The sequence below is a fragment of the Corynebacterium bouchesdurhonense genome (assembly GCF_900078305.2).
Classification (GTDB): Bacteria; Actinomycetota; Actinomycetes; order Mycobacteriales; family Mycobacteriaceae; genus Corynebacterium; species Corynebacterium bouchesdurhonense.
This window is the reverse complement of the sequence record NZ_LT546028.1, coordinates 678466-704498: the sequence shown is the minus strand read 5'-3', so window position 1 is coordinate 704498 and position 26033 is coordinate 678466. Positions and strand designations below refer to the sequence as shown.

The 26033-nt window shown below is 66.9% G+C and carries 19 protein-coding genes and 1 tRNA gene; 6 read left to right on the top strand and 14 right to left on the bottom strand.

Features of this window, described 5'->3' with window-relative positions; all coding sequences use genetic code 11:
• Nucleotides 1-11 precede the first annotated feature (11 nt).
• Nucleotides 12-779, top strand: a complete 768-nt coding sequence (locus BN4252_RS07970; protein WP_066528752.1) for an alpha/beta fold hydrolase — start codon at nucleotides 12-14, stop codon at nucleotides 777-779.
• On the opposite strand, the gene BN4252_RS07965 is transcribed toward BN4252_RS07970, so the two are convergent.
• The 4 genes from BN4252_RS07965 to nth are packed head-to-tail and all read right to left on the bottom strand — an operon-like array spanning nucleotide 776 to nucleotide 4177.
• Nucleotides 776-1969, bottom strand: a complete 1194-nt coding sequence (locus BN4252_RS07965) for a MarP family serine protease (protein ID WP_392389926.1) — start codon at nucleotides 1967-1969, stop codon at nucleotides 776-778. The genes BN4252_RS07970 and BN4252_RS07965 overlap by 4 nt on opposite strands.
• A gap of 30 nt (nucleotides 1970-1999) precedes the next feature.
• On the bottom strand, nucleotides 2000-2731 hold the full coding sequence (locus BN4252_RS07960) for an NUDIX hydrolase (protein WP_230208608.1): 732 nt from the start codon (nucleotides 2729-2731) through the stop codon (nucleotides 2000-2002).
• The gene (locus tag BN4252_RS07955; protein WP_066528749.1) at nucleotides 2732-3340 is read right to left on the bottom strand and encodes a TlpA family protein disulfide reductase; all 609 of its coding nucleotides are present in this window, start codon (nucleotides 3338-3340) and stop codon (nucleotides 2732-2734) included.
• Between the two features lie 21 nt (nucleotides 3341-3361).
• Nucleotides 3362-4177, bottom strand: coding sequence for an endonuclease III (gene nth / locus BN4252_RS07950; protein WP_078056837.1), 816 nt, complete (start codon nucleotides 4175-4177; stop codon nucleotides 3362-3364).
• Nucleotides 4178-4240: 63 nt separating this feature from the next.
• Here nth and BN4252_RS11195 point away from each other — a divergent pair, with 63 nt between their 5' ends.
• Both BN4252_RS11195 and glxR read left to right on the top strand, forming a co-directional pair.
• Entirely contained in the window at nucleotides 4241-4405 is a 165-nt protein-coding gene (locus tag BN4252_RS11195) for a hypothetical protein (protein ID WP_154670157.1), read from the top strand.
• A 166-nt stretch (nucleotides 4406-4571) separates the two neighbouring features.
• Complete coding sequence (glxR, locus tag BN4252_RS07945; protein WP_066528739.1) at nucleotides 4572-5255, top strand: CRP-like cAMP-activated global transcriptional regulator GlxR; 684 nt, start codon at nucleotides 4572-4574, stop codon at nucleotides 5253-5255.
• Between the two features lie 66 nt (nucleotides 5256-5321).
• On the opposite strand, the gene BN4252_RS07940 is transcribed toward glxR, so the two are convergent.
• The 4 genes from BN4252_RS07940 to BN4252_RS07925 are packed head-to-tail and all read right to left on the bottom strand — an operon-like array spanning nucleotide 5322 to nucleotide 7212.
• The gene (locus BN4252_RS07940) at nucleotides 5322-6134 is read right to left on the bottom strand and encodes an MBL fold metallo-hydrolase (protein WP_066528731.1); all 813 of its coding nucleotides are present in this window, start codon (nucleotides 6132-6134) and stop codon (nucleotides 5322-5324) included.
• 5 nt (nucleotides 6135-6139) lie between these two features.
• Nucleotides 6140-6646: a RidA family protein gene (locus BN4252_RS07935; RefSeq protein ID WP_066528728.1), complete on the bottom strand. Its 507-nt coding sequence runs from the start codon at nucleotides 6644-6646 to the stop codon at nucleotides 6140-6142.
• A gap of 3 nt (nucleotides 6647-6649) precedes the next feature.
• Entirely contained in the window at nucleotides 6650-6805 is a 156-nt protein-coding gene (locus BN4252_RS07930) for a DUF4177 domain-containing protein (RefSeq protein WP_096877789.1), read from the bottom strand.
• A gap of 50 nt (nucleotides 6806-6855) precedes the next feature.
• Entirely contained in the window at nucleotides 6856-7212 is a 357-nt protein-coding gene (locus tag BN4252_RS07925) for a WhiB family transcriptional regulator (protein WP_066528725.1), read from the bottom strand.
• Nucleotides 7213-7342: 130 nt separating this feature from the next.
• On the opposite strand from BN4252_RS07925, the gene BN4252_RS07920 reads away from it, so the two are divergent.
• Nucleotides 7343-9751 (top strand): transglycosylase domain-containing protein, encoded by a 2409-nt coding sequence (locus BN4252_RS07920; protein WP_078056836.1) that lies wholly within the window; start codon nucleotides 7343-7345, stop codon nucleotides 9749-9751.
• 129 nt (nucleotides 9752-9880) lie between these two features.
• Here the strand turns inward: BN4252_RS07920 and BN4252_RS07915 are convergent, their stop codons facing one another.
• Nucleotides 9881-10333, bottom strand: coding sequence for a GatB/YqeY domain-containing protein (locus BN4252_RS07915; protein WP_066528721.1), 453 nt, complete (start codon nucleotides 10331-10333; stop codon nucleotides 9881-9883).
• A 26-nt stretch (nucleotides 10334-10359) separates the two neighbouring features.
• On the opposite strand from BN4252_RS07915, the gene BN4252_RS07910 reads away from it, so the two are divergent.
• Together BN4252_RS07910 and BN4252_RS07905 are read left to right on the top strand one after the other, a co-directional pair.
• Entirely contained in the window at nucleotides 10360-11256 is an 897-nt protein-coding gene (locus BN4252_RS07910) for a metallophosphoesterase (RefSeq protein ID WP_066528718.1), read from the top strand.
• A gap of 104 nt (nucleotides 11257-11360) precedes the next feature.
• Nucleotides 11361-11437 (top strand) — tRNA-Pro (locus tag BN4252_RS07905).
• A gap of 72 nt (nucleotides 11438-11509) precedes the next feature.
• Here BN4252_RS07905 and BN4252_RS07900 read toward each other — a convergent pair.
• From BN4252_RS07900 to BN4252_RS07880, 5 genes are all read right to left on the bottom strand, one after another.
• Nucleotides 11510-12127 carry a YdhK family protein gene (locus BN4252_RS07900; RefSeq protein ID WP_066528714.1) on the bottom strand — a complete coding sequence of 206 codons (618 nt, stop codon included), beginning with the start codon at nucleotides 12125-12127 and terminating at the stop codon, nucleotides 11510-11512.
• 118 nt (nucleotides 12128-12245) lie between these two features.
• Nucleotides 12246-15461 carry an alkaline phosphatase gene (locus tag BN4252_RS07895; RefSeq protein ID WP_066528707.1) on the bottom strand — a complete coding sequence of 1072 codons (3216 nt, stop codon included), beginning with the start codon at nucleotides 15459-15461 and terminating at the stop codon, nucleotides 12246-12248.
• A gap of 198 nt (nucleotides 15462-15659) precedes the next feature.
• Nucleotides 15660-16877 (bottom strand): CAP domain-containing protein, encoded by a 1218-nt coding sequence (locus BN4252_RS07890; protein WP_066528698.1) that lies wholly within the window; start codon nucleotides 16875-16877, stop codon nucleotides 15660-15662.
• Between the two features lie 135 nt (nucleotides 16878-17012).
• Nucleotides 17013-24344: a G5 domain-containing protein gene (locus BN4252_RS07885; RefSeq protein WP_078056835.1), complete on the bottom strand. Its 7332-nt coding sequence runs from the start codon at nucleotides 24342-24344 to the stop codon at nucleotides 17013-17015.
• Between the two features lie 272 nt (nucleotides 24345-24616).
• Nucleotides 24617-26020 (bottom strand): hypothetical protein, encoded by a 1404-nt coding sequence (locus tag BN4252_RS07880; protein ID WP_078056834.1) that lies wholly within the window; start codon nucleotides 26018-26020, stop codon nucleotides 24617-24619.
• Nucleotides 26021-26033: the final 13 nt, after the last annotated feature.

The window sequence follows — 26033 nt, the reverse complement described above, 5'->3', positions numbered from 1 at the left end:
GCGCCCGGCAGATGGGCCACACGGTGCGTCGCAACCCGCCGAGCGTGGTGGAGCTCGAGGGCGACTTCACGCACCGCATGCTGCACACCCGTGGCATCCGCCTCCACGTGGCGGAGGCCGGTGACCCGTCGAACCCGCTGCTGCTCCTCGTACACGGCGCGCTCGGCGGGTGGTTCGATTTCAAGGACGTGATCGCGCCCCTGGCGGAGCTGGGGTACCACGTGGCGGCGCTGGACCTGCGCGGCTACGGCATGTCGGACAAGCCCGCGCCGCGCGCGGGGGACGTCACGCACATTCTGGCGGGGGACATCGCGGGGGCGGTGCGCACCATGGGCCACCGCGAGGCCCGCATCATCGGCGCTGACACGGGCGCAGTGCTCGCGGACGCCGCCCAGCTGCGCTACCCGGACCTTGTGCGGTCGGTGGCGGCGCTGCCGCTGTCCCGCGGCGCGGCGGCCGCCGCGGGCAGGCTACCGTCCCGGGCCCTGCGCGCCAGCGGCCGGGTCCTCGACGCGGTGCTGCGCGCCAACCTGCGCGCCGACACCACCGACGCGTTCCACGGCACGGAGCGCTTCGAGGAGGCGCTGCGGCTGCGGAGCCAGGCCGCTCGCATCGACCACGCGCTGCCCCACATCGCCGCGGTCTCCCGCCTGCGGCCGCTGCGGTGGCGCGGCGCCCGGACAGCCGGGGCGCACCCCTCACCCTTCGGGCCGGGTAGGTTGCCGCAGGTGGAGGACCCGGCGGCGTTCGTGGGGGGCGTCGAAAAGCAACTGCTCTAACCCACGCAGGCTTGCGTGGCGGCCGGCGCCCGCAACGTACCCACATCCCCGACGCGGTCCGCGATCTGCGCGGCGGTGAGCGCGTAGCCGGTGTCGGTGGCGTCCATCGAGGCACCGAAGATCATGCCCGCCACCTCGCCGCCCGGCGTGAGCAGGGGCCCGCCCGAGTTGCCCTGGCGGATGTTGCCGCGGATGGTGTAGGCCTCGCGCTCCACGCGGCCCTGGGCGTAGATGTCCGGGCCGGAGATGTGCAGGCGGCCGCGGATGCGCGCCGGGGCCGCCTCGAACGGGCCCGAAAGCGGAAAGCCCATCACCACGGCGTCGTCACCGGTGGCCAGCTCGTGCTCCGCCCACGCGAGCGGAGCGATGCCCAGGCGGTCGGCGCGCAGCACGGCGATGTCCACGTCCGGGTCGTAGAGCACCACGTCCGCGGACTTCACGCCCACCACGGTGTCTAGCGAGACCGCGTCGGTGCCGGCCACCACGTGGGCGTTGGTGAGCACGTAATTGTCCTCGATGACAAAGCCCGTGCCGGTCAGGCGCCGCTGGCAGGAGCCCGCGTCGCCCATCACCTGCACCACCGCGGGGCGCACACGCGCCACCACGTCCGCGTCCAGCGCCGCCGCGTCGGGGGCGTCCACGTGGGCGCCGCGCGGCGCGTTGAACGGGGAGACGAGCGGGGGCATGCCCGACTCGTCCAGCAGCGCGGCCAGGCGGGCGGGCAGGGTGGCCAGGACGTCCGGCGCGGCGGCATCGATGGCGGCGAGCACCCGGGAGTTGCGCAGTGCCTGTCCCGGCTCCCCGGGCAGCGACGCCGCCAACGGGATGGAGATGAACCACAGCACCAACGCCGCGGCCAGGGCCTGGAACACGGCGCCCAGCACGGAGTCCACCACCCGGGCGAAGCGGCGCCGCACCCCGGCGCGCAGCTGCGAGCCCGCGGCCGCGCCGCCGATGTTGCCCAGCGCCACAAAGCCCACCACCACGGCTGTGAGGATCACCACCCGCCAGGGCGCGGACTCGGACAAGCCGGTAACCGCGGGCGCGAGCGCGAGGCCCACCACCAGCCCGGCGAGCACGCCGACGGCGGACAGCACCGCGGCCAGCGCCCCCTGGCGCCAGCCCGCGTAAACGGAGAGCAGGATCAGCGCGGCGAGGACGGCGTCAAGGGCGAGCTGCACGCGTGCCACCTCCTCGCCGTACCGATGTTCCGGCTCATGCTACCCGTGGCGCTCGTTGTTGCGGGAACGCGCGAGGGAATCGGCGAGGTCGTGCACGGGGGCGTCGACAAGCAATGCCCAGCCCCCAAGCTCGAGGAGCACCGCAAGGAGCACGCCGGTGAAACCCCAGATGAGGTAGCCGCCAGCCCAGAACGCGGGCCCGGTCCAGCCGCGCCAACGCACGCTGAGCCGGTTGGCGGGGGCTGCGAGGTCTGCCACCGGCACGAAGAACACGTCGTCCGTCTCGTCCTCGCTCGCGGGGTGGACGGGGCCCGGGTCCGACGCGTACGCCACCACCGGGCGCACGCGGCGCGCGGACCCGCCGGTGGTCACGGCGTCCAGCACCGCCAGCGGCACGACCCGGCCGCGCTCTAGCCCTGTCTCCTCGGTTGCCTCGCGCAGGGCGGCGTCCACGGGCCCGGCATCGCCCGGGTCGATGCGGCCGCCAGGAAACGCCATCTGCCCCGAGTGGCTGCGCATGTCGGGGTGGCGGTGGGTGACCAGCACTGCGGCGTCAGCCGGCAGCTCACGCGCGTGCGGGTCGCCGGTGAAAAAGATGAGCACGGCGGCCTCGTCGCGCGAGGCGCTCCTGGGCAGGCGCCCGTTCAGCATCCGGCGCACGCGCGCCGCGCCGCCCGGGCTCACCGCGTCACCCTCCAGCGCCCCGAGCAGCGGCCGCATCCACGCCGGCGCCGCCGCCGGGCGCAGCGCCACGTCCTGCGCGCTCTCCACCTACAGCACCCCCGCCACAGCAGTTTCGAGCTCGCTTGCCGACGCAAACGGCCTCGCGAACACCCCAACCTGCTCGCCGCCGCGGTACACCAACAGAATCGGCACCACGCCGGGAAGGCCGAGCTGGCCCGCGAAGGCGCCGTGAGAGTCCTGGTAGCTAGGCAGGCGCACGCCGAGGTCATTGAGCAGCGCCACTCCGGCCGCGGCGTTGGCGTCCGCGTGCACGCCCACCACCTGCACGTCCGGGTGGGCGTCGGCGTAGGCCTGCAGCAGCGGCAGCTCCTCGCGGCACGGCACGCACCACCAGGCCCACAGGCTCACCAGCGTCACGCCCGCTCCACCCGCAGCGCCCTCAGCACCGGTTTCCCCGCCCAAGCACGGCAGCTCCACGCCGCCCACGCCTGCGCCGGGGCAGTCGGGCCGCAGCTCGGCGCCGGGAATCTCGGCCGCGCTCGAGGCGGCGCTCGAGGCCGCGCTCGAGGCAGCGCTCGGGTCCACACCCTCAGCGCCGCTCCCCGCGCCCGCGCCGCCGCCGCGCAACAGCACCACCGCCCCGGCGATCACCGCCGCGGTCAGCAGCACCGCCGCCGCGACCCCGGCGATTGCCATCCGCTTCGATTTCCTGTCCACCTACGCCTCAGCCCCGTCCTGCGCCGCCGCGCCGCCGAGCCCGACCATGTCCAGGATGTGCCCGCGCTCCGGCCCCGTGACCAGCTTGGCCGCCTCCTCGGGCTCCGCCGGCCCCACCAGCCCGAAGCTGGGGCAGTCCCACGCGATCGGGCAGGCCCCGCACGCCGCCTTGCGCGCGTGGCAGACGCGACGGCCGTGGAAGATGATGCGATGGGAGAACATCGTCCATTCCCGCTTCTCTATCAGCTCGCCCACCGCCCGCTCAATTTTCACCGGGTCGGTCTCCTGCGTCAGCCCGAGGCGCTTGCTCAGCCGTTGGAAGTGCGTGTCCACGGTGAGCCCCGGCAGGCCGAAGGCGTTGCCGCGCACCACGTGCGCTGTCTTGCGGCCGACGCCGGGCAGCTTCACCAGCGCGTCGATCTCCACGGGCACCTCGCCGCCGTGGTCGGCCACCAGCGCCTGGCCCAGCCCGATGAGGTTGCCGGCCTTGGAGCGGAAGAAGCCGGTGGAGCGGATGATCTCCTCCACCTCCGCCTGGTTGGCCGACGCGTACGCCTGCGCCGAGGGGTACGCGGCAAATAACGCCGGGGTAACCATGTTCACCCGCGCGTCGGTTGTCTGCGCGGAAAGCACCGTAGCCACCAGGAGCTCCAGCGGGTTTGAAAAGTCGAGCTCAGCGTGCGCGTTTGGGTAGGTCTGCGCCAGCGTGCGGTTCACGCGCCGCGCCCGCCGCACGAGCCCTAACCGCGTCTCCGTGCCCTTCGCCGCCGGGTGCGCGCCGGGCCGCCGGTGGGAGCTTTTGCTTGTCGACGTCATACGGGACATGCTAGCCACCCGTTTCCTTCCCGCTTCGGCCCCGTGACCGCTACCATGGTTGGTATGACGTTTCTGCTCGCGATCCTCGCGCCCCTCGGCCTCGGCCTGTTCACCGTAGCGATGGAGCGCATGGAGCGGTCCGTGGTGGGCCCCGTGTTGGGTTCTGTGGTGGGCCCTGCTGCCGGTTCAGCGGTGGGCTCGGCTGTGGGCGGCGGGGCGTCGGCGTAGCAGCAGCGGGACAACCACGCGCCTGCAGCGGTGATGGTAGTCTCACGGGGGAAAGCGCGGGTGTGACAAACCCGCAAACACTCCCCCGGAGTGAGCGTTACCACGCGTAGGGCCGCGGCTGGGACATTCGCATCCGGCGCTGAGCCGGGAGATTCGAGGAGGTTTTATGGACGGCGTGCAGCAGACCCTTGCCCGAGCGGGCATTTTCCAGGGGGTCGATCCCGATGCAGTGTCCGAGTTGATCCAGGACATGGAGACGGTCACGTTCCCACGCGGAACCACGATCTTCGACGAGGGCGAGCCGGGTGACCGCCTCTACATCATCGTCGACGGCAAGGTGAAGCTCGCCCGCCACGCGCCGGACGGACGCGAGAACCTCCTGTCCGTGATGGGCCCGTCCGACATGTTCGGCGAGCTGTCCATCTTCGACCCGGGCCCGCGCACCTCCTCGGCCGTCTGCGTCACCGAGGTCACAGCCGCCACCATGGACTCCACCCTGCTCAAGCAGTGGATTGACCAGCATCCGGAGATCTCCCAGCAGCTCCTGCGCGTCCTCGCCCGCCGCCTGCGCCGCACCAACGCGTCCCTGGCGGACCTCATCTTCACCGATGTCCCCGGCCGCGTGGCCAAAACACTGCTGCAGTTGGCCAACCGCTTCGGCACCCAGGAGGGCGGCGCCCTGCGCGTGAACCACGACCTCACCCAGGAGGAGATCGCCCAGCTGGTGGGCGCGTCCCGCGAGACCGTGAACAAGGCGCTGGCCACCTTTGCCCACCGCGGATGGATCCGCCTGGAGGGCAAGAGCGTGCTCATCGTGGACACCGAGCACCTGGCCCGCCGCGCGCGCTAGGCGGAAGCGGCACACCAAAAACGCCGGCGGCGGGGAGTTCCCCGCCGCCGGCGCTGCCGTAGGCTCCTAGCCCTGGTTCTGCAGGTAGCGCAGCGCCACGCGGGTGGACTGTTCAGCGGCGCCGCGCAGCACCGGGTCCACGTCGTCGTAGATCGCGTCGACCAGGGTGTTGATGTCCGCGTCCTGGCCGTGGGTGGCCAGCGCCTCGCGGATCTGGTCCAGGCGCTGGTTGCGGCGGTCGATGTACTTGCGCGCGTACGCCGAAAGGTCTTCGCCCTCCGGGCCGTGGCCCGGCAGCAACATCACGCCTCGGCCGTCCTCCTCGAGCTTCGCCAGCGTCTCCAGGTAGGCGCCCACGTCACCGTCCGTCTCGGAGATCATGGTGGTGTGGCGGCCCGCGATGGTGTCGCCAGTGATGATGCCCTCCAGCTCGCTCTCCCCCGGCTGGCCGGAGTAGACGTAAAAGGACACCGAGTCAGCGGTGTGGCCCGGCGTGTGCACCACCTTCAGCGTCGGGGTAACGCCATCGACGCTGATCAGCTCACCGCTCACAAGCGGCTCAGCCCCGCTGCAGTACTGGGGGTCGAAGGCGCGCACCGGCGCGCCCGTGAGCTGGCGGAAGCGCTCTGCGCCGTCAGCATGGTCGTGGTGGCGGTGGGTGAGCAGGATCAGCGCCACTTTTTCAGCCTTGGACTGCAGCACGTTGAGGTGGCCCTCATCCTCCGGTCCCGGATCCACGACGATGCTGTACTCGTCCTCCGGATCCCGGATCACCCAGGAGTTCGTCCCCTCAAGCGCCGCGTAGCTCGGGTTGGGCGCCAGGACGACAGCGGCGGATGCCGTCACCGGGCGCAGTTGACTGTAGGCGGGGTGTTTCATACCCCCTACCCTACCGCGTTGGCCGGCTGCCCAGCCCCCGATGTGAGCTCCACTACCAGCTCGATCTCCACAGGGCTGTCCAGCGGGAGCACCGCCACGCCCACGGCGGAGCGAGCGTGGCGCCCGGCCTCGCCGAAGATCTCCCCGATCAGCTCGGATGCGCCGTTCACCACGGCGGGCTGGCCGGTGAAAGATGCGTCGGAAGCCACAAAGCCCACAACCTTCAGCACGCGGGCCACGTTGTCAATGCCCACCAGATCATCCACCGCGGCAATTGCGTTGAGCGCCGCGGTGCGGGCGAGGCGCTGCGCGTCCTCGGCGGACACCTCGGCGCCCACCTTGCCGGTGGCGGGCAGCGCGCCGTCGACGAACGGCAGCTGGCCGGATGTCCACACCTGGTCACCGGCGCGAACTGCCGGCACGTAGGCGGCAACCGGGGCGGCCACCGGCGGCAGCTCGATCCCCAGCTGGCCCAGTTTCGCGGACCACTGGCCGCCGTGCTGCTCCGCCACGGCCTACTCGGCCTCGCGCTTGAGGTACGCGACCACGTTGTCCGGGTTCGGGCCCGGGGTCACGGTGACCAGCTCCCAGCCGTCCTCGCCCCAGGTGTCGAGGATCTGCTTGGTTGCGTGGGTGAGCAGCGGAACGGTGGCGTATTCCCATTTCTTCATGGGCACCACCCTACCGCGGCGCGCGCCACCGGCGGCGGGGTTATGCGGCGTTAGAGGCCCTCGATCTCGTTGCCGGCGGAGAGGTACGCGGCCCAGTCGGTCACGTCCGGGTTCTTGCGCAGCACCGCGCGGCGCTGGCGCTCGGTGAGCCCGCCCCACACACCGAACTCCACCTTGTTATCCAGCGCATCGGCGCAGCACTCGATCTGCACCGGGCAGCGGCGGCACACCACGGCGGCCTTGCGCTGCTCGGCACCGCGAACGAAGAGGGCGTCCGGGTCGCCGGTGCGGCAGCTTGCCCTGGTCACCCAGTCACCGCGGTCAAATACAAGGGTGCCGGAGGAGTTGCACTTGCGGGCGGTCGACGGGGTTTCTGCGGGGGTTGGTCGTCCAAGCGTAGTGGTCATGGTGTGCCTCTTTTCCGGATCACGTTGCACTTGTAAGTGTATTCACAGCCTCCCATTACTGTCGAATGGATCACAAATTCAGGGGAGTTTTCGATTCACCCACCACGGGCAGATCCTTTACTGTAAGGGGGTGTCTGCCCTACGTTCCCTCGGGAAATTGCTGCTCGCGCTGCTGGCCGCCGCGCTCGCTATCACGCTGTGTATCGCCCCCCTCGCGGGGCTGGGGGGCTACGCGGTCGCCCGCACGGACGAGACGATGCAGTCCAACCTCTCGGACATGTCCGGGGGCGACGTACCCGGCGTAACCACCATCACCGACGTGAACGGCACGCCCATGGCGCGGATCTTCAGCCAGCGCCGCTACGAGGTGGAGAGCAACCAGATTTCGGAGCACGTCAAGCACGCGCTCGTCTCCACCGAGGACCGCCGCTTCTACGAGCACGAGGGCGTGGACATGCAGGGCTTCGCCCGCGCGATGGTCACCAACGTGTTGGCCGGCGGCGTGGAGCAGGGCGCGTCCACCATCAACCAGCAGTACGTGAAGAACTACCTGTGGCTCATCGACGCGGAGAATGACGAGGAGGCCCAGGCGGCCACCGAGCAGTCCATCCCCCGCAAGCTGCGGGAGATGCGCATGGCCTCGGACCTGGACAAGACGCTGGACAAGGACCAGATCCTCACCCGCTACCTCAACCTGGTCAGCTTTGGTAACCACGCCTTCGGCATCGAGGCCGCCGCGCGCACCTACTTTGACAAGCCGGCCGCCAACCTCGACCCGGCGCAGGCGGCGCTGCTGGTGGGCCTGCTGCAGTCCGTGGAGTGGCTCAACCCCTACACCAACCCGGAGGGCGCGACGCAGCGCCGCAACACGGTGCTCAACAACATGGCGGCGGAGGGCTACCTCCCGCAGGAGGAGGCGGACCGCTACGCGGGCGCGCCGCTGGGCGTGCTGGAGAAGCCGAACCTGCTGCCCCAGGGCTGCATCACGGCGGGCGATAACGGCTTCTTCTGCGACTACGTGCTGCGCTACCTGGCGGACAAGGGCCTGAGCCAAGAGGACATCAAGCACGGTTCCTACACCATCACCACCACCCTGGACCCGGATGTGCAGGCCTCCACCATCGCGGCCGTGCGCAGCTTCGTGGCGCCCACCACCCCCGGCGTGGCGCAGGTGCTCAACGTGATCCAGCCCGGCGAGGACACCCGCCCGATCACGGCCATGGCCTCCTCGCGCTACTACGGGCTGGACCTGGACCAGAGCCAGACCATCCTGCCCCAGCCGGCGTCCGTGGTGGGCAACGGTGCGGGCTCCGTGTTCAAGGTGTTCACCGCGGCGGCCGCGCTCGAGCAGGGCTACGGCCTAGACACCATGCTGGAGGTGCCCACCCGCTCGGTGGTCTACGGCATGGGTAAGGGCGGCGCCGAGAACTGCCCGCCGGACGCGTACTGCGTGGAAAACGCCGGCGTGTACGCCCCGCGCATGACGCTGCGCGATGCCCTGGCGCAGTCCCCCAACACCACCTTCATCGAGCTGATCCAGCAGGTGGGGGTGTCCTACACCGTGGACTTGGCGGTGCGCCCGGGGCTTCGCTCCTACCTGGACGAGAACAGCTTCGGCGACGGCCGCTCCATCGCCACCGCGGCGAAGGAGGAGAACATGGGCGCCTTTACCCTCGGGCCCCTCGCCGTGAACGACCTGGAGCTGTCCAACGTGGGCGCTACCCTGGCCTCCGGCGGCCGGTGGTGCGAGCCCACGCCCATCGTCAGCGTCAAGGACAAGCACGGCCAGGAGGTCTACCTCAAGCGCCCCGCGTGCGAGCAGGCCATAGACCCGGAGATCGCCGCCGCACTTGCCAACGGCATGGCGCAGGACGCGGTCAACGGCACCGCGGCCAAGGCAGCCGGCGCGGCCGGGTGGACTGCCCCGGTGGCGGCCAAGACGGGCACCACTGAATCCCACCAGTCCACCGCGTTCCTCGGCTTCACCCGCGGCATGTCGGCGGCGTCCTACATCTTCAACGACGGCACCCAGCAGGCCCCGCTGTGTTCCGCCCCCGTGCGCCAGTGCCCGCAGGGCAACCTCTACGGCGGCGACGAGGCCGCCTCCACCTGGTTCCAGGCCGCCCTGAACGTGCCCGGCGCGGCGTACACGGGTCTGCCGCCCTCGACGTACGAGTACAACCGCGGCACCCGGCGCGGCGTGCTGGATGAGACGATCGGCATGAACCAGTGGTCCGCCAAGTCCTCGCTCGAGGCGCAGGGCTTCACCGTCACCGTGGTCACCGTCTACGGCGCGGGCTCCCCGGCCGGCACGGTGGTCTCGGCGGTTCCGAGCGACCCGAACCTTTCGCGCGGCTCGGTGATCACGCTGAACATTTCCGACGGCACCGGCACCGCCGCCCCCACCACCGCGGGCACCGCGACGGGCACTGCCACGGCCCCGTCTCCTTTACACAACTCACCCCGGCCGCCGACCTACGCCGTGTGCGCTCGGTGGGCGCCCGGCCCGGGACGTCCGCCGGCGGCGTCAGGGGTGTAAAAGAGACGGGCCGCCCCCACCACGCCGGTTGACTTGCGCGAAATCGGCCGCCAGTTCGGGGACATGGCGGACGGCCTCTCCGGCCTGCTGAACTAGCCGCTACCAGCTGCTACCAGCCGGAGCTCGCCGCTACTGTCCCAGGCGCGCCTTCACGGCCGCGGAGAGGCGCTTGCCGTCGGCGCGGCCATCGGCGCGGGCGGTGACCTCCTTCATCACGGCGCCCATCTGCGCCATGGATGAGGCGTTGAGGTCGGCTACGGTTGCGTCGACAAGCGAAGCAAGCTCCTCGTCCGTGAGCTGCGTGGGCTGGTACCCCTCGAGGATCCCGGCCTCGGTGAGCTCCTGCGAGGCGAGGTCCTCGCGCCCGTTGCTCTGGTAGATCTCGGCGGACTCGCGGCGCTTCTTGATCTCGCGGGCGATGATCTTCTGAATCTCCGCGTCGTCCACCTCGTGCTTGGTGCCCTCGGTCTCGGCGGTCTGGATCGCGGCCAGCAGCATGCGGATGGTGCCGGTGCGCTCCTTCTCCTTCGCCTTCATGGCTTCCTTCAGGTCCGCGCGGATTTTGTCCTTCAATTCACTCATGGCACCCAGCGTATACAGTTAGCCAAATGAAGTTGCGCACGCTGTTTGGGGCCTTTTGCTTGTCGACGCTCACCTGGGCCAACCTCCAAACCCGCAACTTCCACCTCCAGGAGTACGAGCTGCCGCTGCTGCAGCCCGGCACCCTGCGGCGCGCGAAGACGGGCAAGCGCAGCTTCGACATCCTGCACGTGAGCGACCTGCACATGATCCCGGGGCAGCGTCGCAAGGTGGAGTTCGTCTCCTCCCTCGACGCGCTCGATCCCGACCTGGTGATCAACACCGGGGATAACCTCTCCGACGAGCAGGCGGTGCCGTGGGCGCTCGACGCGCTCGGGCCATTGCTCGACCGCCCCGGCGCCTTCGTCTTCGGCACCAACGACTACTGGGCGCCGCGGCCCGTCAACCCACTGAAGTACCTCACCGGCACCAAGCGCGAGCCGAGCTACGTGGACTTGCCCTGGCAGGGCATGCGCGCCGCCTTCATCGAGCGCGGCTGGCGAGACGCCACGCACCAGCGCCTGGAGTTCAAGGCCTCCGGCGTGCGCCTCGCCCTGGCGGGCGTGGACGACCCGCACCACCAGCTTGACGAGTACGCGCAGGTAGCCGGCGCGCCAAACCGGGACGCGGACCTGTCCATCGCCCTGCTCCACGCCCCGTACCGGCGGGTGCTCGACGCCTTCGAAGCCGACGGCTACCAGCTGGCGCTCGCCGGCCACACCCACGGCGGGCAGATCCGCCTCCCCGGCGGAAAGGCGATTGTGACCAACGCGGACATTGACCGCCGGCGCGCCTCCGGCCTCCACCGCTACGGCCGGATGTGGATGGAGGTCTCCCAGGGCCTGGGCCAGTCCAAGTACGCGCCCGTGCGCCTCTTCTGCCCGCCCGCCGCGACGCTGCTGCGCGTCACCGAGCGCGCCGAGTAGCGCGGGTAGGGTCCGCGTTGAGCCCGCTCACCTGCCGTTTTGGCGCGGCTGCCCCGCGGGGGTAGGCTGTTTCGAGTACCGAGGGCGATCGCCCAAGGCACAGCCGGGATATGGCGCAGCTTGGTAGCGCGCTTCGTTCGGGACGAAGAGGTCGCAGGTTCAAATCCTGTTATCCCGACCAACACACCCGCCAGTGGCACCGCCGCTGGCGGGTTTCGCGTTGGGCGGTCCCGCTGGCCGGCGGGCCGCGGGGCTAGGAGCGGGGTTGGATCTCGCTCTCCACGACCCACTTGTGGCGCTTCATCTGCATGTCCGGGTCATCGATGTCCACCATGTAGACGGTCTCGTCGGTGGAGGAGGCGATGGTGGCCTCGGCGCCCTCCATGCCCTGCATGTGGTCGGCGAGGACCTGCTTCACGGTGCCGTCGGCAAGCCGCTGCGTCCCAGCGTCCCGAAGCTCCTCCTGCACCACCCACTTGTGGTCCAGCACCGGCGCGCCGCCCGTGGTGGGCGTGTAGTCGATGGCGTACGCGATGGTGTCGTACGCGCCGGAGATGGTGGCGTTTGCGCCGTCCATGCCGGGCATGTGGTCGGCGGTGAGCGTCACCTCGGTACCCACCGGGTACTTCGGGCTCGCGGCCTCGGCGATGCCGGCGGGGGCGGGGCCGCCGTCCGCGGGGTGGTCGTGGCCCGCGTGGCCCCCGTGGTCCCCGTGGTCGTGTGCGGCGGCCTCGCTGGACATGGTCACGGTCTCCGTCTCATCAGCGGACTCGGAGTTGGAGCAGGCGGCGGCGCCGGCCAGGGCGAAGGCGGCGGCGCCAACCGCGGCGGTGAACTTGCGCGAAACAGGAAACGAAAGAAATGTAGCCATGCCGGCCACTGTACGCCGGCGCCCAAAGCCAGCCGCCCCCCAAAAGCCGGAACGCACCCTGTGCGGCTGGGGGCTGCACAGGGTGCGTCGACAAGCAGGCGCGAAGCAGGTGCGAAAACTAGCGCTTGCTCGAACCCGCGATGGGGCCGAGGAGCGCATCCACCTGGAACGGGAAGATCAGCGCGATGAGGCTGAACAGGCTGACCAGCCCGGTCAGGCCCGCGAGGATCCAGAGGATGATGCTGGAGGCGGAGGAACCGGTGGCCTGCGCCGGCTGCTCCTTCTCCCACTTGGTGCCCAGGTCAACGGCGCCGTTGGTGTTCAGGGCGTCGATGCCGAGCGCGTTGTTCACGGCGAAGAAGATGTCGGTCTGGTCGATCTGGCCGGTGATGTTCGCAGCACCCGGGCCGGAGGCGGCGACGCGCAGCTGGGCACCGGTGTGCTCCTGGCCGCCGAGGGCGTCCTTGTCCTGGTTGGTCTTGGAGGTGGCGAAGTTCACCGTCATGTCGGAGCCGTCGGCGGTGGTCAGCTTGGTGGTGCGGCCGGCGGTCGCCGCGTCGTTGTAGGTGATCTGCGCGGTGTGGGCGTGGTCCGCGGTGGCGATGATCAGGGTCTCCTCGCCGGTTTCCTTCACCCACTGCTGCACGGCCTGCACGGCCTCGTCCAGCTGGCCAACCTCGCCGATCAGGCCGCAGGCGTCCGCCTGGTGGTCGGCCTTGTCCGGGGAGGCGGACTCGACCTGGAGCAGGAAGCCCTTGTCATTCTGCAGCAGCTCGAGCGCCTTGGTGGTCATGGCTGCCAGGCGCGGGGTCTCGGCGGTGAACTCGGGGTTGGCCTCGCAGGTGGCTGTGGCTTTTTCAGCGTCGGTGGTCGGGATGGTCTGGTTCAGCACGCGCGGCATGTTGCCCTCGGAGAACAAGCCCAGCACCGGTTTGTCGGCGCTCGCCTCGGTGATGCCGTTCAGCTCGGACGCGGTGGTGACAACCTGGTAGTTGTTGTCTTTCGCGTTCTCCAGCACGGACTTGCCGGCGGTCCAGGTGGTCTGATCCCAGTTGCCGCCCTTGACCACCTCGGCGTCGAAGTACTTGCGGCCGCCGCCCAGGGTCACGTCGGCGCGCAGGTCTACCAACTGCTCGGAGATGGAGCCGAGGCCGCCGTTCTCGCGGGCGTCCTCCGCGCCGACCACCTTCTTGTCGCCGGACGGCGCGTAGTAGGAGCGCTTCTGGGAGTGCACGGCAAACGCGGCCGGGGTGGCATCCTGGATCTCGGCGGTGGTGACGTTGCCGATCTTCATGCCGTTGGCCTTGGCCAGCTCACCCATGGTGGGCACCGGCTTACCGGCGTTGTCCACGCCGAGGGCGCCGTTGTACGTCTTCACACCGGAGTTCCAGCCGGTGCCGGACGCCGCGGAGTCGGTGACGTAGTTGGGCAGGCCGGTCTCCTTATCCAGCGCCCAGGTGGTCTGGTAGCCGGTGTAGTCCAGGTTGTCCAGGCCCTCGAAGCGGCCGGCGGAGCCCTTGAGGTAGTTGCGGGCGGCGGTGATCTCGGAGTCGCCGGTGCCGTCGCCGATCAGCACCACCACGTTCTTGGCCTTCGCCTTGTCCACCTGCTGGCCCTCAGTACCGAACTGGGCGCACTCGCCCACCTTCGGGGCCTCGCCCGGGGTGACCAGGTAGCACAGCTCGCCAGAGCCCTTTGCTTCTCGACGATTAGCCAGCGACATCACCTTGCTGCCCTTGGTAATCTCCCACGGCTCCTGGCCACCCTTGGTGCCGCCGTTGAGGCCCAGCGCGTTGGCCATCACGTAGAAGGCATCGGTCTGGTCCAGCTGGCCGTTGACGTTCTCGGAGCCCGGGCCGAAACCTGCAATGCGCACCTGGGTGCCGGTGTGCTGCATGGAGAAGTTCTTGTTATCAAAGGGGTCGCCCACCTGCTTGGCATCGAAGGTGTCATTGCCATCCTTGTCCTGCCACGCAAGCGTGCCGAAGGCCACGGACATCACGGAACCGCCGTCCTTGGGGGTCTTCAGGCGGGTCACGGCGGAGACGGACGGCTCGCCGTCCGGCACGATCTCGGCGGTGTGCGCGTGGTCCGCGGTAACCACGATGAGGGTGTCGCCGTCCTGCTTGGCAAAGTCGAGCGCTTCCTTGATCACTTCGTCGATCTGCTCGGTCTCGCCGATCATGCCGCAGGCGTCTGCGTCGTGGTCAGCCTTGTCAATGGAGGCGGACTCAACCTGCAGGAAGAAGCCCTTCTCGGCGTTCTTGTCGTCCAGCAGCTCGATGGCCTTCTTGGTCATCTCCGCGGCGGTCGGCTCGTTGCCGGTGTTTCGCGGCGTGCAGGTCTCCGGCGCGGTGGTGCCGTCGGTCTTCACCGGCACGGTGCGCTCGTAGCGGCGGGTCATGTTGCCGTCGTTGAACAGGCCCAGCACCGGGTGCTTCTGGTCGGCCTTGGTAATGCCCTCCAGGCCGGCCTTGTCGTCCACCACGGTGAAGCCCTTGGCCACCGCGTTCTCGCGGACCGACTTGCCGGCCGCCCACGCAGCGCCGCCGTCGTTCTTCTCGGTCAGGAACGGGTTACGGTTCTCGCCGCCCTCAACAACAGCGGCGTTGAAGTACTTACGGCCGCCGCCGAGCGTGACGTCCGCGCGGGTGTCGATCAGCTGCTCGGAGATGGAGCCCAGGCCGCCGTTCTCGCGCGCCTCCTTGCCCTTGACCGGCTTCGAGGTACCAGACGGTGCGTAGTACCCGCGCTGCGAGATGTGCGAGCCCATCGCACCCGGGGTTGCGTCCTGGATCTCCGCGGTGGAGACGTTGCCGGTGCGCATGCCGGCGTTCTTGGCCATCTCGATGAGGTTCTCGTGCGGCTTGCCCTTGATATCCACGGACAGCGCGCCGTTGTAGGTCTTCACGCCCGCGGACCAGCCGGTTGCGGAGGCCGCCGAGTCGGTCACGTACTGGCGCTTGCCGTCCTTGCCCACGGCGAAGGTGGTGTACGCGCCGGACGCGGTCAGCTCGTCCAGACCCTCGAAGCGGCCGTTCGCGCCCTTGAGGTAGTTGCGGGCCGCGGTGATTTCCTGGTGGCCCATGCCGTCGCCGAGGATGAAGATGACGTTGCGGGCCTGGGCGTCGGTGTTGCCCTGGCCGCCCTTGCCAAACTGGGTGCAGTCGCCGGGCTGCGGCGCGCGCACGGTGCCCTGCGAGTCGATGGTGATGCAGGACTCTTTTCCGTTGAAGCTCTGCTCCGCCGAGGCGGCGAGAGCGGTGGGCAGGTTGGCCATGGCCAGCGCGGAAACGCTGACCATGGCGGTTGCTGCCTTGTGGGAGAAGCGCATGAGAACTCTTTCTGCGAGAAGACGTATCTGGTTTTTAAACCGATAGGCAAGCTATTCCCACGAACTTTCCAGAAAGCAGCATTTACGTGAACTTTGCGTAACGCTCGCATTCTCCCAGCTCACAGCCCCAGCACAGGCATTCGCTATTGAAAACGGTTGCGTTTTGGGGCATCGTGCTTATCGACGCCCCCTTCCCACCTACCTCCCCCCACCCGGCATAACCATGGGCATCGCCACCGCGGCCGCGCCCACAACCGCGAGCAGCGCGAGCACCACACCGATCACGATTCCCACACTGCTCGATCCCCCGCCCCCGTTACCCGCGGGCGGATTGGCGGGCGAGGGGTTCTGCGTCGGCGGCGTCGTCGTCGACGCGTTGGTTGACGTTGTCGGCGTTGGCGACGTGGGCTTCGAGGGGACCGTGGGGGCGGAGCTCGGCGGCGTTGCGGGCTTCGACTGCGTAGGGCTGGTTGACGTTGTGGTGGACGGCTTTGCGCTCGGGGGCACCTTCTGCGTGGTTGTGGTTGCAGGGGGCGCGGCCCCAATCTTCTGCCCCGTTACCAGGGGGTCCAACCCCGCCGGGGCCCCTTTCGTCTTATCCCAGGTGTGCGTGACCTGCCCCTCCCCCTTTGCCTGCGGCACCACCGTCCCGGTCTCGCCGCCCTCGAAGGAGACAGCCAGGCTCACCGTGTGATTTCTGGTGTCGGTAGGGTTTGGAACACCCGGGACACCGAGGCGGGCGCGGGCCCCCGCCGGTACGTAGAACGGGGCGCCGCTCGCGATGGCAGCCTCGGTCGCGTCATCCCGCTCCGCCTGCCCACTCTGCCCGTCATCTGTGACAACCGGAGTGTCGTCGATGAAGAACATCGTGGTAGCCCAGATCTCACCGCGTGCCGTACGGACGAGCCCCAGACCCACCCCCTGATAAACGGGTGAAAGCATGTTTGCGTTGTGGTCTGGGGAGTTGCGCCAATCCTCGAAGAGTTCCGAGGCGGCCCTCCTCCAAGCCTCCTCAGAATCGGCGTAGGGGCCGCTGAACACAATATTCTCGCCCGAGTACCCCCAATCTTCCCGGTTCGAATGGCGGAACGCGCCGTCATTCACCCGGACACCATTCTTGAACACCGGTTCGCCGAACTGAGGGTTACGCAGATCCTTAACCATCTGCTGGGACCACCCGAGTGCTTTGGCGTCGTACACCTCGTGCGTGACCAAGCGGTTGAGGCCGTTTGCTTCCCGGTATTCGTTGATGAGTTCTTCGATGGCCTGGGCGGCGAGGCGGGCGTTCTTTTCGGATGCTTGATTTGCGGCTGGTTGCGCGGGCTGGGCTATACCGGACGGCGCCTCGGCGACCTGAATCCCAGAGAGCGCGAGCGCGGCCGCTAGAGCGACCGCGGTAATGCGAGTGCGTGTCATACGCAGGATCGTAGCCGCACGCGCCAACGAGCACACAGCGAATGCGCAGATTCCCGCCAGCGCAAAGCCAAAAAAAAGAAGGCGGCCCGTTTCCGGGCCGCCTTCGTTTAGTTCATCGCCGTGCTGGCAGCGCGACTACTTCTTCGAGCTGAGCGCAATCAGCCCGTTGTCGAAGCCGTCCTCAGAACAGGCCTGCGCGATAAGCACACCGGTCAGGGAGACCGCGGCGATCGCCCCGAGCACGATGCCAACCGGCTCGAGCTGCTTCGCCAGAGGAGCGAACTGGCGGTTGATGGCGTCGACCTGAGCGTTAATCTGGCGCACCCATTCCGGCTGCTCGATGCCGAAACCGAAGTCCGGGATGCTGCGGCGGATCTGCTCGTTGATCTGGGCGCTTGCCTGCTGGATCTGCGGACCGAACGCCTCGTTCACGCCGTAACCGATTGCGCCCAGCAGCGCGACCGGCAGCAGCCACAGGATCGGGCTGTTGGCCGCGAACGCGTTAGACACGCAACGCTTGGCCGTGTCCGAAGAGCCCTTGCCGTTATCCGGCGCGGGGACAACACCTGTGCCGTTCACCTTCACCTTGGCAAAGACGGTGGACTTGACACCGTTGGCATCCACCTCGATCGGAAGGTCAACCTCGCTGCCCGGCGTCGCATTCGCGGGCACGGTCACGTGGACCTGGCCGGTCTCGGGATCGACGTCTCCAGTCCAGCCCTTCGGCCAGTCGAGCTTGCTGTACCGGTTGCCCAGAACCGCGTTGGTCGGCTGGATGTCCGCAGACTGACCCGGCAGCAGCCCAACCTCGCTGTAGACCGGCTTCTCGCCCTTGGTACCCACCTTGATGATGTGATCCGTCGGCTCGGTGGTCGTCTCCGTACCGTCCGTGTTGTGGACGGTACGACCCGGCTTGCCCTCCTGGGCAACGACGTACTTGCCGGCCTCGAGGGTCGGGTCCTCTACAACCTTCACCTCGTAAGCCTTCTCCTCGGTCCACTCGACTCCGTCGGCCGGCCTGCTGCCCACGCGGACAACGCGCTGGACGGGCTCCTTCACGGTTGCAACGGTCGGCTTGCCGTTGATCACGGTGACCTTCACCTGGCCGTTCTCACCCGGGATATCCTCGACCTCGGTACCCGGCTCGAGCGTCGGGTCGAAGACGATCTTGGTGGTGAACGGCAGGTCGACTACCTCGGAAAGCTCCGGGGCGCCCGGCTTCTTGGTGCCGATGCGGATCACCGCGTTCTTCGGGGCCTTGGTGACCTGCGTCTTGGTGACAGGGTCGCCAGAAGGCTTGCCGTCGACAAGCTTCTGCGTCGTGGTGACTACCTCTTCACCGAGCTCACCCTGGACGATGACCTGCGTGCCCTCGTCAAGGGAGTCGTCGTAGATGACGCTGGTCTTGAACTCGACCGGGCGGGTCAGCTGGTTGACGATCTCATCATCCTTGGCGCGCGGGCCGTACTCGATGATGCGGTTCACCGGCTCGATGCGCTGGTCCTTGTTCTCAACCGTCGCGGACTCGCCGTTGGCCTTGAACTCGACGTGGTAGGTGATCTGACCGTCCTGGCCTTCTTGGACGACGCGGGTATCGCCCGGTGCCAAGTTCGGGTTCTCGCGGAACTCGGTGGAGAACGGGATCGGCTCGGTCCAGGTGACATTCTCACCAGCCACAGGCTGCTTGGTGCCGACCTTGATCACGCGCGGCTTCGGCTCGGTGATGACCTTCTCGGCCACCTCCGGCTGGCCGTTGACCAGCTTCTGGGTGACGGTGACTTCCTTCTCACCATCTGCGCCCGGGTTAGCGGGATCCTCCTGGTAAGTGCCAGCCGGCAGGTTCGGGTCGTACTCGATCCTGACCGGTGCCGGGATCGGAGCCTTGAACGTGCTCTTGACAGGCTCGGCGTTCTTGGTGCCGACCTTAATGATCTGTTCAGTCGGATCAGTCTTCTCGGTCGTACCGTCAGCCTTGTGGACGACCTGGCCCGGCTTGCCTTCCTGGGAGACGACGTACTTACCGGCCTCGAGGTTCGGATCCTCTTCAACCTTGACGTTGTACGGGGTCTCCTCAGTCCACTCGACGCCTTCAGCCGGCTTGCTTCCGACGCGGACAACGCGCTGGACCGGCTCCTTGACTGTCTCAGCCGTGGCCTCGCCATTCTCGAACGTGACCTTGACCTCGCCGTCGACGCCCTTGACATCCTCAACTTCCGTTCCCGGCTCAAGAGTCGGATCGAAGATGATCTTCGTCGTGGACGGGAGCTTCACCGTCTTGGAGACAGGCTGCGGTTCAGCCTGAACCGTGGTGGTTGCGGTTGCCGTTTCCTTCACCGTCGTCGGGATCGTGGTGGTGATAGTCGTCGGGACTTCCTTGGTCTCCGTGACCGTAGTCGGAGTGCCGCTGACCGTAGTCGGCACTTCCTTCGTCTCCGTCGTCGTAGTCGTGATGGTAGTCAGGACTTCCTTGGTTTCGGTCTCCTTGACCGTGGTCGGAACCTGCGTGGTTTGCGTTTCCTTAACCGTGGTAGGCACGGTCGTCGGAACTTCCTTGGTCTCCGTAATGGTCGTAGGAACCGTTGTCGGGATCTCCGTCGTCTCCGTAATCGTCGTCGGCGTTCCGTCGACAGTCGTCGTCACCTCGGTGGTTTCAGTGACAGTTGTCGGAACTTCCGTCGTCTGGGTGACGGTGGTCGGGACCTGTTCCGTTGCGGTAGACGTAGTGGTGATCGGGTTCGTGCCAACACGAATGATGGCATTCTTCGCCGGCTTGGTCTTCTCAGTGGTGATGGTCGGCTCGCCAACGGGCTTACCGTCCTTGATCTCCTGGGTAGAGGTGATCTTCTCTTCGCCGTTCTCACCTTGCTGGTCGACCTTCTGCTCACCAGCCGGCAACGTGTTGTCGAAGATGATCTCGGTCTCGAAATCGATCGGACGGGTTGTCTCAGACTTCAGAGTCTGGTCTGCAATCGTCGGACCGTACTCAATGATCTGGTCCTTCGGCTGCTTCGTGATCTCTTCACTCGTGCTCGAGGTTGCGTCGCCGCCAGTGGCCCTGAAGTTGGCCGTGACATTCTTCTCGCCATTCTCGCCCCGCTGGGCGGTCTTGACCTCGCCCGGCTTCAGATCCGGGTTCGGGCGAACGACCGTGTCGTACGGGATCGGCGCAGTCCAGGTCACTGCACTGGTCGCAGAATCAGGCTTGGTACCGATGGTCACGACCTGCTCAACAGGCTGCTCAACAATCTCCTCAGTGGTGGTCGCTTTACCGCTCGGCTGACTGTTGACCACAAGCTGAGTAATCGTCACCTTCTTCGTGCCCGGCTTACCCACCTGAGTCACCTTCGACTCGCCCGGAGCAAGCGTCGTGTCGTAAACGAAACGAGTCGGGAACGGAATCTCCGCCTCGTACGAGTTGACGGTCTCACCCGTAGTCATCGTGCCAACGCGGACAACCGCGTCGACCGGCTCCTTCGTGCGATCCGTGGTGATCGTCGGCTCGCCAACAGGCTTGCCGTCTTTGATCTCCTGGGTCGAGGTGATGGTGTCGACACCGTTCTCACCCTGCTTATCGACGACCTGCTGACCCACCGGCAACGTCGGGTCCGCCACAAACGTGGTGTTGAACGGAACCGGGTTCGTCGTGGTCGACGTCAGGCTCTGGTCCGCAATCGTCGGGCCGTACTCGATGATCTGGTCGGTCGGCTCGGTGCGGCTGGTCTCTTCCTTCACCGCAGCCTCACCGTTGGTGCCGGTGAACGTCGCGGTGTACTTCGCCTCACCGTTGACGCCTTCCTGGACGGTCTTGACCTCGCCCGGCTTCAGATCCGGGTTCGGGCGCACGACCGTGGAGAACGGAATCGGCTCGGTCCACTCGACCTTGTCGGTGGCGGTTGCCTGCTTCGTACCGACCTTGATCACCTCGGTGACCGGCTGCACCGTGACATTCTCTTCACGGTTGGTCTCGGTGACCTGGCTGTTGACGATGGTCTGCGTGACCTTAACGGTCTTCTCGCCAGCCTTACCCGGCGTCACAACCTCGTAGGTCCCGGCCGGCATATTCGGGTCGATCTCAACCTTGGTCTCGAACGGCACCGGCTCGGTGTGCTCAACCGTGGTCGCACCCTCGGTCTTCGTGCCCACGTGGATGACAGCATCCTGCTTCTCGGTCACCGTGGTGGTCGTGACCACCGGGTCGCCGGACGGCTTGCCGTCAACAAGCTTCTGGGTGCTCGTGACCTTCTCCTCGCCGACAACGCCCTGCGTATCGACGACCTGCTGACCCGCCTCGAGGGTGTTGTCAAAAACGATCTTCGTCTCGAACGGGATCTTGCGGGTGGTCTCGGTCACCAGCTCCTGGTCATCCAGGCGCGGGCCGTACTCGATGATCTCCTCGACCGGCTGCTTCGTGTCCTCGGACTCAACGACCGAGGCCTGATCACCGGTAGCAGTGAACTTGGCGGTGTAGGTGCGCTCGCCGTCCTCACCCTTCTGCACAACCTTCTGCTCGCCCGGAGCAAGCTCAGGGTTCGGACGCGTCGTCGTGCTGTACGGGATCGGAACCTTCCAGGTCACATCCTTGGATGCCTCGGCCGGCTTGGTGCCGATGTGGACGACTTCGTTGGTCGGCGCAGTGGTCTGCTCCCACGTGCCGTCGCGCTTCTGCTTCTCCACACCTGCGACGCCTTCGGTAACCGTCTTGTACTCGCCGGCGGGGATCTCCGGATCGTAGACGTACTCGACATCGAATGGCACCGGGCGCGTCGGAACGTCGACGACGTTCACAACCGCCTGAGTGGTATCCGTGGAACCGTCCGCGTAGGTCACAGTGACGGGAATCTTCACCTGGGTGCCCGGCTTCGCGTCCGCCGGTGCGGTCGCGGTGATCTTGCCGTCGTTATCGATGCTGACGGTCCAGCCTGTGGGAACCTCACCCAATTCGTAGGGGTTGTCCTCGGCGAGGCTAACGTTATCCGGCTTCTGGAGATCGACAACCAAATTTGCCGTATCACCGGGGTAGACAGTCTCAACAGGGTAAGAGGGCTCAGCCTCCCAGTTGTTGGTCAGCTTCACGACGGTGGTGACGGGAACCTGAGCCACCAACCCATCCTGGGTTTCCACCCTGACGGTCGCGGTGTTCTTGTCGCCAGGCTTCGCGTCAGCTGGCGGGGTGGACGAAACGACACCGGTGTTCGGGTCGATCTTGTATTTCCAGCCGTCTACTTCCTGCTCAAGGATCGGCTGGTCCCCGTTCTTGCCGAAGGAGAACGTCGAACCCTTTGGAGCATCCTCGACCTGGTGCTCAACCGCTTGGTTCGGGCCGGTGGTCTCTACCGAGTAGACCGGAGCAAGATCGCCCTTGATTACGACGATCGTGGCCTTCACCTTCTGCGGCTTGTTCTCGTCGTAATGGGCGAGCACCGGAAGGTTGAGGACGTAGCCTTCGGGCGCAGTCTTCGGAATCGTAGTGGTGATTTCACCAGTGGTCTCATTGATCTTGACGTTCCAGGTGCCGCTGTCGTCCGTCAAGGTGAACGTCGTCGTGCCGTCTTCGAAAGTGTAGCGCTTCGGGGCCTCGTCGGTCGTGTTGCCACTCAGTCCGCGCTCGGGAACCTCGGGCTTCATGCTGACGTCTTGGTTCGGTTTGTTTGTCACCGTGTCGTAGTCAGGGATCTTGATGTCCACGATGGCCTGGAACTGGACCTCAATCTCATCCTTGGTGCCGTCCGGGTAGGTGGCCGTCACCTTCGGGGTGATGACGGTGCCCGGCTCGACAGACTCATCCGCTACCGCGGTGACCTTGCCGGTGTTGTCGACGGTGACGGTCCAGCCATCGGGCACGCTGGACGGGTCAACTACGTACTCCGCCGGGTGGACCGCCTTATAGCCCCTCATGATGGGCTTAAGTGCAATCTGAGAGGTGATCTCTTCGGTCACCTTGCCCTTGGCGAGGTTTGGGCGCACCAAGTCAGTGACCTGGGTGTTGTTCGGATCGACGATCACGAGCAGGCTCAGCTCATCCGTCGAGCCGTTTGAGTACGTCACGACGACCCTCGGCTGAGCAAACGTGCCCGGCTTCGGGTTTTCCGGGGCAGTGACGGTGACGTTGTATTCGCCGTCCATTTCGACGGTCCAGCCCTCGAAAACATATCTCTCGTCGAGCTCAACCGTGGCCTCGAAGCCGCCGTTGGCCTTCTTCTTTTCCAAGTCCGTGATCAGGTCCGGGACTTGAGTGAAGGTGACCTTTTGCGGCTCGGTTGCGAGCGGACCAGTGGCGCTATCGACGCCGGAGATGATCTTCGCTTCGGTCTTGTCGTACTTCGGGTCGTGGTATTCCGTGTCGTCCAGGGTGAACGTCGCCGAGTCAATGACGTTCGGCTTGCTGTAACGCCCGAGCGAGTTGGAAGCATCAAACGCTTTGCCCTCTCCGGTGTTGTTGTGCTCAACCGCAGTCTGGAGCTGAGCCACAGATCGTGGTTTCGCGGTAACGGAGAACTTCACGTTCCTGTTGTTCGCCAGCTTCGTTCCGCGATACTCGGGCCAGGTGAAGTAGATGTCTCCCTTATCGTCGATAAGAGCAGGGCCGATGTATTCGCCAGTATCGCTAAAGGCCTCAGCAACCATTCGGGACAACGAATCGTCCGTACCGCCGCTCTGAACCGCCGGAATGTTGATGTGACCGACCTTGGTTTTCTCACCAGGGACGATGACATGCTCCTCGAAGCTGTCCCACGACACCGTGATCGGGTTACATTCAATGTCCTCGCTCGGCCACGGGTTGACCACAGCCCTGTACCTAGCGTTTCCCCCCTTAGTGGCATGCTGAGAGCCTTGAGAGTTGTCTTTCGTATACGTTCCAACCCACGCGTAGCGCACCCGGTTATCGGTGCTGGCGTTTGCGAACTGCTGCACCTCTGCTTCGGTCAGGTCCGAGAAAACATTCAAATTTCTCTGGCCGCGGGCTGCCGTAATATCGATGCTCTCATCGGCCTTTGCGTTGACTGTGAGAGGCGGATCGACAGGAAATACAGCATCAGGATCCATGGAGGAAACCGAGCCAGTAGGCAAGAGGTCGCCATGGTTGCCCGAATTGCTGAAGCTCCAGTCCGCGAAGGTGCGGTCCTTCGAGTTGTCGAAGGCGAGGCTTAAACCCCACTCCGTCTTATTTCCAGTGGAGGTGCTCGGTTCAAAGCTCGTCCACGAAAAGCCCGCCTGGCTGCCACTCTCCGGTTTGCCCACCACGGCACACGTCCCTGAATCGAGGTCCGAATCCTTTTGAGCGTCCTTTTCAATCGCGCCCGTGCCGGCTTTGCCGCGGATGCCACCTTTGAATTCCGCCGCTGCGGCGGACGGCGCGAGGGGGCCCGGGCCGACGACACTAAAGGCGCCGAGCGCCAAAGCAATGACAGATGAAGCTGCGACACCCGTGCGGGCGCGCTTCTGTGAACGTCGAGACGAATCAGTCACAGTTACTCCTTAGTAAGTAGGATCGCCAAGCACCTGCGTACCCCCCGCTTCCGGGCAAGGTGTCCAGACAATGCGTCCGGGAGTTCCCCGGTACATCGATGCTCAATGCGATTGGAAACTAGTAATTGCCCCGAAAAGGGCAGACCATACAACTATCCCACGCCGCTGGTTTTGTGGTCAAGTGTTTTAACGGTGCCGAAAGGGATTCGACCGTTCTTGGGCAGTCTACAGAGTTTCGAACAAACCGGCTCCGGGCCTATACCCCGCCGGCCTCACCAAGTAGGCACCGAGCGCCGAACACCAGCCAAGCCCGCCGCCGCAACGGTGAGGCTCAGCAGCAGGCCGGAAACCACCAATCGGTAATCTGCTGCGTTGGCACATGCAGCAATGGCGGCGGTTGCCCAGTGCATCGGGAAGACCTGGGACGCGGTCACCCACGCGCCCTCAAGCGAGGTGGTCGCGGCCTGGCGCCACACCCAGCCAACCAGGCCAGTCTGCGCCACGGCCAGCACGCCGGCGATGCCCAGCCCCGCAGCCGGGCCAAAGACTCCGGCCAGCACCTGGGTGATCCCGGCCGAGGCGAGCACGCCGAGGGCCATGGAAATTGCAATGCCGGCAAGGGGGGCCGCTCCGAGGTGGCTCCCCAGAACCCACGCCAGCGCCGCACCAGCGGCGGCAATGCACGCGGTCCCGGTGCCCAGAATCCAGACGCGCCCGCGCGCGGCGAGCCACCCGGCGGCGGCCAGCGCCACGCCGCTCAGGACGGCGAGGGCTGCAAGCAGCATCGCAGCTAGCGGGGAGAGCGAGGGGCGAGCAACATCCGAAGCGCCGGCAACCTCCGCGGCAGCGCCATCGACCCCAGCGCCAGCGCCAGCGGCACCGGTGCCCGCGGCCACGGCGACGGGGAGGGCGGCGCGCACCGCGGAAACCTTGGAGGCGGACTGGTTGGCTAGGTTGTCCAGTTTGGAGGCGCCGTCGACAAGCTGCGCTATGCCCCCGGAAGCCTCCCCCACCTTGCCCTCAAGCTCGGCCAAGCCAGAGGCGAGCGAGGCGGCGCCGTTGGTGGCTGTATATATACCGTCGTGGTACGCGTAGCCGGGCACGGCGAGCTGGTTTGCCAGGTCGCGGGAGCCGTCGCGAAGCTGATTCATCTTGGCCACGGCGTCGGCGGGGATCTGCGCGGTGGCGGCCTGCTCACGCAGGGCCTTGAGCGAGTCTCGGGAGGCCACCACGTCCGGGTCGCGGCTGTCCTTCGTGCTCTCCAGCGCGCGGTCAATGGCGGCAACCACCTGGCCGCGGATGGCCTCGAAGCCGGCCACCTGGTCCACCACCTGGCCCACGGAGTCCGCCAACTGGGTGGCGCCCGAGCCGAGCTGGCCGGTGCCCGCCTGCAGCTGCACCATGCCGCCGGAGAGTTCCTGGGCGCCGGCGCGGGCCTGGGCGATGGCGTCGGTGAGCGCCGTCTTGCCCTCGTCGAGCTGGTCCACGCCCTTCACCAGCTGCGAAGTACCAGCTGTCAGGAGGCTGAGCTGCGCCGCGGCGTCGGAGGTTGCACGGCGAGCGTCGATAAGCGAATCGCCCCCAGACACCGGCGCGCTCCACGTGGACGCCGGGTGCATTGGCAGCATTGCCGCCACGGCGAAAATGAGCGCAACTATCCCCAGACGCCACTTCATGGCACAGTATTTA

Coding starts and splice junctions, on each gene's coding strand:
- BN4252_RS07970 (WP_066528752.1), top strand. CDS start 12: ATGGGCCACACGGTGCGTCGCAACCCGCCGAGCGTGGTGGAGCTCGAG.
- BN4252_RS07955 (WP_066528749.1), bottom strand. CDS start 3,340: ATGGCAATCGCCGGGGTCGCGGCGGCGGTGCTGCTGACCGCGGCGGTG.
- nth (WP_078056837.1), bottom strand. CDS start 4,177: ATGACGTCGACAAGCAAAAGCTCCCACCGGCGGCCCGGCGCGCACCCG.
- BN4252_RS11195 (WP_154670157.1), top strand. CDS start 4,241: ATGACGTTTCTGCTCGCGATCCTCGCGCCCCTCGGCCTCGGCCTGTTC.
- glxR (WP_066528739.1), top strand. CDS start 4,572: ATGGACGGCGTGCAGCAGACCCTTGCCCGAGCGGGCATTTTCCAGGGG.
- BN4252_RS07940 (WP_066528731.1), bottom strand. CDS start 6,134: ATGAAACACCCCGCCTACAGTCAACTGCGCCCGGTGACGGCATCCGCC.
- BN4252_RS07930 (WP_096877789.1), bottom strand. CDS start 6,805: ATGAAGAAATGGGAATACGCCACCGTTCCGCTGCTCACCCACGCAACC.
- BN4252_RS07925 (WP_066528725.1), bottom strand. CDS start 7,212: ATGACCACTACGCTTGGACGACCAACCCCCGCAGAAACCCCGTCGACC.
- BN4252_RS07915 (WP_066528721.1), bottom strand. CDS start 10,333: ATGAGTGAATTGAAGGACAAAATCCGCGCGGACCTGAAGGAAGCCATG.
- BN4252_RS07910 (WP_066528718.1), top strand. CDS start 10,360: ATGAAGTTGCGCACGCTGTTTGGGGCCTTTTGCTTGTCGACGCTCACC.
- BN4252_RS07900 (WP_066528714.1), bottom strand. CDS start 12,127: ATGGCTACATTTCTTTCGTTTCCTGTTTCGCGCAAGTTCACCGCCGCG.
- BN4252_RS07895 (WP_066528707.1), bottom strand. CDS start 15,461: ATGCGCTTCTCCCACAAGGCAGCAACCGCCATGGTCAGCGTTTCCGCG.
- BN4252_RS07890 (WP_066528698.1), bottom strand. CDS start 16,877: ATGACACGCACTCGCATTACCGCGGTCGCTCTAGCGGCCGCGCTCGCG.
- BN4252_RS07880 (WP_078056834.1), bottom strand. CDS start 26,020: ATGAAGTGGCGTCTGGGGATAGTTGCGCTCATTTTCGCCGTGGCGGCA.